The organism is bacterium, from assembly GCA_009926305.1.
Taxonomy (GTDB): domain Bacteria; phylum Bdellovibrionota_C; class UBA2361; order UBA2361; family RFPC01; genus RFPC01.
In genome coordinates this window covers 1-8,429 of the sequence record RFPC01000092.1, presented here as the reverse complement: position 1 = coordinate 8,429, position 8,429 = coordinate 1, and the positions used below count along the sequence as shown (strand labels likewise).

Below are 8,429 nucleotides of genomic sequence, written 5' to 3'. Positions count from 1 at the left end.
GGATATCCAGCGTAAATTCCACCCCGGAGAGCCTCTTCAACCCCATTTTTGACCGCGGGGACGTACTCTTTTGGAATAATGCCGCCCTTGATCTCATCAACAAACTCAAAACCACTGCCAGAGGACAATGGCTCAAGCCGTAAAAACACATGTCCGAACTGTCCTCTCCCTCCCGTTTGCTTGGCGTACTTGAGCTCATGCTCCGTCTTTGGAGCGACAATGGTCTCCCGATATGCTACCTGAGGCTTTCCAACGGTGGTTTGAACAGAGAACTCCCTCTCAAGTCGACTTTTAATGATCTCAAGATGAAGCTCCCCCATGCCGTGTAGGATCGTCTGCCCACTTTCAGGGTCCGTCTCCATACGAAGTGATGGGTCCTCCTTCGCCAGTTTCACCAGCGCTAGCCCCATTTTTTCTTCATCGGCTTTTGACTTTGGCTCAATAGCCACACCGATTACTGGATCGGGAGCGTATATACTTTCAAGAAGAATGGGTTGCGAAACTTCGCACAACGTATCTCCTGTGAAGGTTTCTTTCAATCCAACTGCCGCCCCGATATCACCAACACCAATACGCTTGACCTCCTCTCGATCATCAGCATGCATTCGAACGAGTCTTCCGATTCTCTCTTTTTTTCCTCGAGTTGCATTCAAGATCGTCGCTCCTGTCTCCAGAACTCCAGAATACACTCGGAAAAACGTGAGCACTCCCACAAATGGATCTGTCACTATTTTAAAGGCAAGCGCACTGAACGGCTCACTTTCATCAGCAGTGCGAACTACAGAAACCTCTTCCCCTTCCTTTGAATCAGGCTTAAAACCGTGAACTGGGGGAACGTCAAGGGGAGAAGGGAGATAGTGGATTACTGCATCGAGCAGTGGCTGAACCCCTTTATTCTTGAAAGAGCTCCCCCCTAATACTGGATATATTTGTCGCGCTAAAGTGCCTTTTCGAATGCAAGTGCGAATCTCATCAGGGGTTAACTCCTCACCAGAAAGGTAACGCTCCATGAAGTGATCATCACAGTCAGCGATACTCTCAAAGAGAAACTCTCTTGCAGACATCACTTTATCCATCAACTCGTCAGGAACATCTCGCGTTTCGTATTGCGCCCCTTTTGACTCATCAATGTAGTAATACGCCTTCATTTCTACGAGGTCGACAACTCCAGCAAACTCACCCTCTTGCCCGATCATAACTTGGAGGGGAACGGCCTTAGCCCCAAGTCGCTCACGGATTGTACTCACCGCATAGTCAAAATCGGCCCCGGTCTTATCCATTTTATTTATGAAGCAAAAACGAGGAACTCCGAATTTGGTTGCCTGACGCCACACCGTCTCTGACTGAGGCTCTACCCCGTTGACTGCATCAAAAACGGCAACGGCTCCATCGAGTACCCGCAGACTTCGCTCTACCTCAATGGTGAAGTCCACGTGTCCTGGGGTATCAATGATATTGACTTTATGCTCTGGCAATCCTCCTTCAGCTCCCGACCAACTACACGTTGTTGCCGCCGAGGTAATGGTAATCCCACGCTCCTGCTCCAACTCCATATAGTCCATGGTGGCAGCACCTTCGTGCACTTCTCCAATTTTGTAATTAATCCCGGTATAGAAAAGAATGCGTTCTGTAGTAGTCGTCTTACCAGCATCGATATGAGCCATGATTCCGATATTACGGGTTTTTGAGAGGTCCATCGTTGATGTTGTTTTCTTTGACACTATCTACCTCTTAGAGAAATGGGAATGTACTCTGAGGAACCCTCCGAAGCCGAACAGGCTCTCCATAAAACACAGCCCCCACAAGACACAGCCCCCACAAGACACAGCCCCTATACTAACCAAAAAACTCGATTTGTATACAGGACGGCACTTTGCTTACACAGAAGGCGCTTATATGAAAGGAACGGAGCTTCGTGAGCTAGCACCCTACGCGGAACGATGCTGATTTGGGTGCAATACAGCTCTTGAACAATACAGAGCCACTACCGCGAACAATTCTACGACCGCGAACAGTTCTACTACTGCGAACAATTCTACCAGCGAAAGTGTGCAAATGCTTTGTTTGCTTCCGCCATGCGATGGGTATCTTCACGCTTCTTAACGGCTGCTCCTCTGTTTTCATGAGCCTCAAGCAACTCACCCGCTAGCCTGTCTGCAAGTGTTCTTTCGCTTCGTCCTTCAGTAGCGATCTTTAACCACCGAAGAGCTAACGCCTGTCCTCTTTTCGGATTGACCTCCGTTGGCACCTGATAGTTCGCACCACCCACCCGTCTGGACCGCACTTCCACCGAAGGCTGAATGTTGTTGAGTGCTTTGTGAAAAATCTGAAGCGGGTCCTCTTTTGTTCTATCGCTGATCTTATCTAGCGCATCGTACAACCCTCTTTCGGCAACGCTCTTCTTCCCGTCTTTCATCAGGATGTTCACGGCCTTTGCAAATACCACATCGTGATACCGCGGATCTGGTAAAATATCTCTCGTAAAATCTTTCTTCTTTCGTGTCATTTCTCTCTTACCCGACTACCAAAAAATAATCTGCTGATTCCCAACTATTACTTAGGGCGCTTCGCTCCATACTTTGAGCGACCTTGCTTTCGATCCTGCACACCATGAGCCTCAAGCTTTCCACGTATGATATGGTAGCGAACCCCCGGTAAGTCCTTCACCCGTCCACCACGGATAAGAACCACTGAGTGCTCTTGCAGATTGTGCCCAACGCCTGGGATGTAACTTGTTACTTCCACTCCGGTAGTAAGTCTTACCCGCGCTACTTTTCTCAATGCAGAATTCGGCTTCTTTGGTGTCTGAGTGTACACCCGAGTACAAACACCTCTTCTTTGAGGACACTGCTTTAACGCCGGACACTTGACCCTCGAACTCTTTGAGCCCCGACGCTTTCTCACCAATTGGTTAATCGTTGGCATAATCTAACTTTTCTATTCAACGTATACACTTGATCAGATCTCTCGTTTTCCGAGCGATCTTCCACTTCTAGCTCTAAAAAATGAAGGCTAAGGGTACGGGTTTCTTTCAGAATACTCAACCTCTCGGCCTTTTTTTCTGACCGGAGTCAATAAAAACCTCCTGAAAGGTGGGACTTACCTGGCCAATCTCTTGGTAGGAATCGCTAGATCCCTATATTTACTGAACTTCTAGAGCAAGTCTTCCTCCTCCACAGTGGCTTTTCATACGTATTAAGCAACCACCTATCAGCTCCGAAGCGTTTTATTTCACTCCCCAGGTCTTTCTCAAATATGGTTTTCTTCCCGACCCTTCAGCATAGCTCTCATAATGCCACGAATTCTTTTTGTAATATTCTTGGTGACCTTCTTCAGCTCTGTAGAACTGGCTGGCTGGCACTATCTCAGTGGCAATCGGAGAAGAGAACTTCCCTGAATCATCGAGCTCTTGCCTTGACTGCTGTGCAAGTTCAAGCTGCTCTTTTGAGTGATAAAAAATTGCCGTTCGATAATGTTCTCCCTTATCTGCGAACTGCCCATCACTCTGAGTTGGATCAATGGACTGCCAAAAAGCTTGAAGTAGTGCTTCATATCCTACTCGAGAAGCATCGAAGATAACTTCTATCACCTCACGGTGACCCGTATTGCCTTGGCACACCTCCTCATATCCTGGATTTTCAGTTTCCCCTCCAGAAAACCCAACCGAGGTGCTCAGCACTCCATCGATACGGTCAAAAACGGGCTGAAGACACCAAAAACATCCCCCTGCAAATGTTGCTCTCTCTTCTTGCATGCATCTCTCCCCGTTTTATTCGCTAAGCCCTTCTCTATTCTGTGACCTCCCTCTCCAAAACACCAATAAAAAAGGGGCATATAGCCCCTTTTTTATTGGTGTTGTTATCTCCAAAGAGATAACAACTTCATTTTTAATGTCGCAGTATTCCTATGCAATACCTTGGTCATTAAAGAATGTTCCAACGAGCGAGCGGAGTAAGAACGCTCCAACTGCTACCGCTAGAAGTCCTAGTGCGGCTCTGTACTGACCAAAGGCAGAAGAAACAATCGCTAGCAAACCAGCTGAAACCATAATCAACGCTCCAAAGCTTCCTTCCAGGTAAACGAAGATAGCATTAATTACGTTGTCTACACGCTGATCGTTGTATTCAATGTCATATCGGTCCTGAAGCTGTGCTAAGGACATATCTTGAGAGCCGATGAGTAAAATTCCCAGACCAGCAATAAAGCTCATAGCGAGCCCCTGCATTTTACTTGGAGCTGCCAGGACAGCACCAACATATTGTCCAGACGTGATATAGAGTTTTTTTACTTTATTAAACATGGTGTTTCCTCACTAAAGAAACCAATTAATTAAAACCGACCCGAGCCATTTTTTCGGGTCCCAGACTATACAATCGTTATGGGGGCTTATTTCATGTTGTTGCACAAAAGATATTTTTTCTGGTGCTACACACTGATAACACTGAGAAAAAAACAAGTCACCACAAACCATTCGTAAATCCAAGACCTTATCCCTATTTTACCAAAAATATAGAAGGTTTCGGAAGAGCATAAGTAGGGCATTCACCTTAGAATTCAAGGCAATTTGAATGAAAACAGTGAGTTATATATTCAAGAGCTCACAATCCCAAAAAGAGTAGAGCTAAAACAACCGGGGTTAATTAGAAACAAAAGTGCCGATAAAGACCAAAATGGGGTTTTGAAGACGCTATTGCCGCCTGATCATCAGCGACAATAGCGTCCGTCGACTCAAGCACAAATCAAGGGAACCGAGTCGCTAGAGCAAGCCAGCGAGAGATTCAAGAGATGTCTGTCCAATCCTGAACTCCTCTTGTTTTTCCTCTTCCTCTTCACCCTCAACCTTAATCTCTTTTTCCTGGTAGACATCAACCCCAGAACCCGCTGGAATCAGTCGGCCCATGATGACGTTCTCTTTCAAGCCATTCAGGTTATCAACAGCTCCATTCACAGCAGCCTCTGTGAGAACTTTCGTTGTCTCTTGGAAGCTTGCCGCCGAAATGAAGGAATCAGTTGCAAGAGCTGCCTTGGTAATTCCGAGTAGAAGTGGCTCATACGCTGCTGGTTGCTTCCCTTCGGAAACTAACCGCTCGTTCTCCGCCATTACTCGGAACCGATCCTCATGTACCCCTGGTAAAAAGTCACTGTCTCCTAGTTCGGTAATCATCACCCGTCTCAACATTTGACGAACAACGACTTCGATGTGCTTATCGTTTATTCTTACCCCTTGCAGTCGGTAGATTTCTTGGATTTCGTTCACAAGATAGGCCGCTAGAGCATGTTCACCGTGAATCCGAAGGATGTCATGTGGGTTTGTTGCACCATCAGTAAGTGCTTCACCAGCTTTCACGAAGTCACCTTTCTGCACAGCGATGTGCTTTGTTTTCGGCACAAGGTACTCGACTGGTTCCCCATACTCTGGAGTGAGAATCATGCGTCTTTTACCGCGTGAGTCCTCACCAAAGTCTATTACTCCGTCCACATCTGCAATCACCGATGGATCTTTTGGTTTTCGCGCCTCAAAAAGCTCGACCACACGCGGAAGACCACCAGTAATATCCTTCGTCTTCGTTGTTGCTCGCTCCCTCTTTGCAATTACATCACCAGCATCGATATCCGCGTTGTGCTCAACAACCAGTCGGACACCTACGGGAAGGTTATAGACTTTTGTTTCGCCATCCTCCCCATAAATAACCACTCGAGGCTTGAGATCAGACGCCTTATTCTTCGCCGACACGATTTCTCGCTCAGCAAAGCCTGTACGCTCATCGGTACGCTCCTCCATCGTGTGCTCGTTCACATCTTGCCACTCAACACGCCCTGCGACCTCAGAAAGAATTGGAATAGAGAACGGATCCCACTCAGCAATTAACTGACCAGACTTCACCTCTTGTCCTTCTTTCACGTGGAGCCGAGCACCGTAGACTAGTCCATGCCGCTCCTTCTCTCGACTACCATCGTTTTCGTCAACAATAGTCATGTCGCTTTTGCGGCTCATTACGACCTGACTACCATCACGTCGAGTTGCTAAACGTACGTTATCGAGCTTCACTACTCCCGGGAACCTCGTCTCAAGAGATGATTGCTCAGACTTACCAGAAGCAGTTCCTCCAATATGGAACGTTCTCATCGTTAGCTGTGTCCCAGGCTCACCGATAGACTGAGCAGCGATAACTCCAACTGCCTCACCGATGTTAACCACATGACCACGAGCCAAATCTCTTCCATAACAGAGGATACATACCCCTCGGTCACTCTGACAGGTTAGAGGAGAGCGAATTGAAACAACTTCAATTCCAGCCTCATTGATCTTGGCACACTTCTCTTCGTCAATTTCTTCATTCCGAGCAACAAGAGTCTCGTTCGTTATTGGGTCTGTAATATCTTCCGATGCAATGCGCCCCAAAATACGGTTTGAGAGTGATTCAATCTCTTCACCGCCCTCGACAAGAGCCATCATTTCCAGGCCGTTCGTTGTCTCACAGTCAGGAGTGGTAACGATGCAATCTTGAGAAACATCGACCAACCTTCTCGTAAGATACCCTGAGTTCGCTGTCTTCAGAGCCGTATCAGCCAGACCTTTTCTCGCTCCATGCGTCGAGACGAAGTACTGAAGAACACTCAGCCCCTCTCGGAGATTCGCTTTGATGGGCTGTTCAATAATCGAACCATCTGGCTTTGCCATCAGACCCCGCATTCCGCCCAGCTGTCTGATTTGCTGCGTAGAACCCCTCGCTCCTGAGTCCGCCATAATGAAGATCGAATTGAACGACGCTCCATCACGAGAGTTTTGCCCCGACTCATCCGAAAAAGTCTGAGTAGAGATATTTGTCATGAGGTCATCAGTAATCCGATCGGTAACATCTGACCAGATATCAATCACCTTATTGTAGCGTTCCCCAGATGTAATGAGACCTTCCTGGTATTGCCCTTCAATCTCACCAACTTTAGAGTCCGCTTCGTCAAGGATTCGATACTTCGCTTCTGGAATCGCCATGTCTTTAATACCGATACTGATGCCCGCTATTGTGGCAAACCGATATCCGACATCCTTCAGTCGATCACAAAGAAGTACTGTAGCTTTGTTACCAGAAACACGGAAACACTCATCAATAAGACCCGAGATCTCTTTCTTCTTCATCACCTTGTTGAAGTGTGAAAAGGGAAGAACATCTGGACACAGACCGTGAAGTAGTACCCGACCAACGGTAGTCTCCGCCAACTCACCCTTCACTCTGCATTGAACTTTTGCCTGGAGATCAATATCCCCTGACTCCCACGCCAGGTGTAATTCATCGAAACCAGAGAAGACTCGCCCCTCGCCTTTCGCGAATGGCCGCTCTCTCGTCATGTAATACAGACCAAGAACAATATCTTGAGAAGGAACAATAATCGGCTTACCACTCGCCGGAGATAGAATATTATTGGTCGACATCATGAGCACTCGAGCTTCTACCTGAGCCTCAATAGAGAGCGGCACGTGCACCGCCATCTGGTCACCATCAAAGTCAGCGTTGAAGGCAGTACACACAAGTGGGTGAAGCCTTATAGCCTTTCCTTCGATCAAGAGAGGCTCGAACGCTTGAATACCGAGTCGGTGCAGTGTCGGTGCCCGGTTCAACATCACTGGATGCTCTTTAATGACCTCATCCAAGATATCCCAAACCACTGACTTCTGCTTCTCAACCATCTTCTTTGCAGACTTGATAGTTGTCACATATCCGCGCTCCTCTAGCTTGTTGTAAATAAACGGCTTAAAGAGCTCGAGTGCCATTTTCTTCGGGATACCACACTGATGGAGCCGCATTTCTGGGCCGATAACAATCACCGAACGACCGGAGTAATCAACCCGCTTTCCAAGCAGGTTTTGACGGAATCGCCCCCCCTTCCCTTTCAACATGTCACTCAAAGACTTCAGCGGCCTTTTGTTTGGACCAGTAATAGTTCTGCCACGTCGGCCGTTATCAAATAACGCGTCCACAGATTCTTGTAACATCCGCTTTTCGTTACGAACAATGATGTCTGGAGCGTTTAGCTCAATCAGCCTCTTCAAACGGTTATTTCGGTTGATAACTCGTCGATACAAGTCATTCAAATCACTGGTTGCAAACCGTCCTCCATCAAGAGGCACAAGAGGTCGTAGATCTGGTGGAATGACTGGAATCACAGTAAGAATCATCCACTCGGGCTTGTTCCCACTTTTAAGGAACGAAGAAAGCACCTTAAGACGCTTCGTATATTTTTTTCTCTTCGCTTCAGAACTCACATCCACAAGGTCTTGTCGCAACTTGTGACATTCAGCTTCCACATCGATATTCTGAAGCATTTTGTAGACCGTATCAGCGCCCATCCCCGCTTCAAAGCTCGTGCCGTGTTCCATACGGAGCGAGCGATAATCCTTCTCCGTAAGCAACTCACCGTACTCTAAGCCA

At 47.4% G+C, this 8,429-nt stretch carries 6 protein-coding genes; all 6 read right to left on the bottom strand.

Annotated elements, in window-relative coordinates; genetic code table 11:
- A partial coding sequence (gene fusA / locus EBR25_11495) for an elongation factor G (GenBank protein NBW41606.1) occupies window positions 1-1,697 on the bottom strand: 1,697 nt, incomplete at its 3' end.
- A gap of 338 nt (window positions 1,698-2,035) precedes the next feature.
- Window positions 2,036-2,506, bottom strand: coding sequence for a 30S ribosomal protein S7 (locus tag EBR25_11490; GenBank protein NBW41605.1), 471 nt, complete (start codon window positions 2,504-2,506; stop codon window positions 2,036-2,038).
- Between the two features lie 47 nt (window positions 2,507-2,553).
- Window positions 2,554-2,925, bottom strand: a complete 372-nt coding sequence (locus EBR25_11485) for a 30S ribosomal protein S12 (protein NBW41604.1) — start codon at window positions 2,923-2,925, stop codon at window positions 2,554-2,556.
- A gap of 301 nt (window positions 2,926-3,226) precedes the next feature.
- Window positions 3,227-3,754, bottom strand: a complete 528-nt coding sequence (msrA, locus tag EBR25_11480; GenBank protein ID NBW41603.1) for a peptide-methionine (S)-S-oxide reductase — start codon at window positions 3,752-3,754, stop codon at window positions 3,227-3,229.
- Window positions 3,755-3,904: 150 nt separating this feature from the next.
- Window positions 3,905-4,300 carry a hypothetical protein gene (locus tag EBR25_11475; protein ID NBW41602.1) on the bottom strand — a complete coding sequence of 132 codons (396 nt, stop codon included), beginning with the start codon at window positions 4,298-4,300 and terminating at the stop codon, window positions 3,905-3,907.
- Window positions 4,301-4,756: 456 nt separating this feature from the next.
- The coding region (gene rpoC, locus EBR25_11470; GenBank protein ID NBW41601.1) for a DNA-directed RNA polymerase subunit beta' at window positions 4,757-8,429 on the bottom strand (3,673 nt) is incomplete at its 5' end.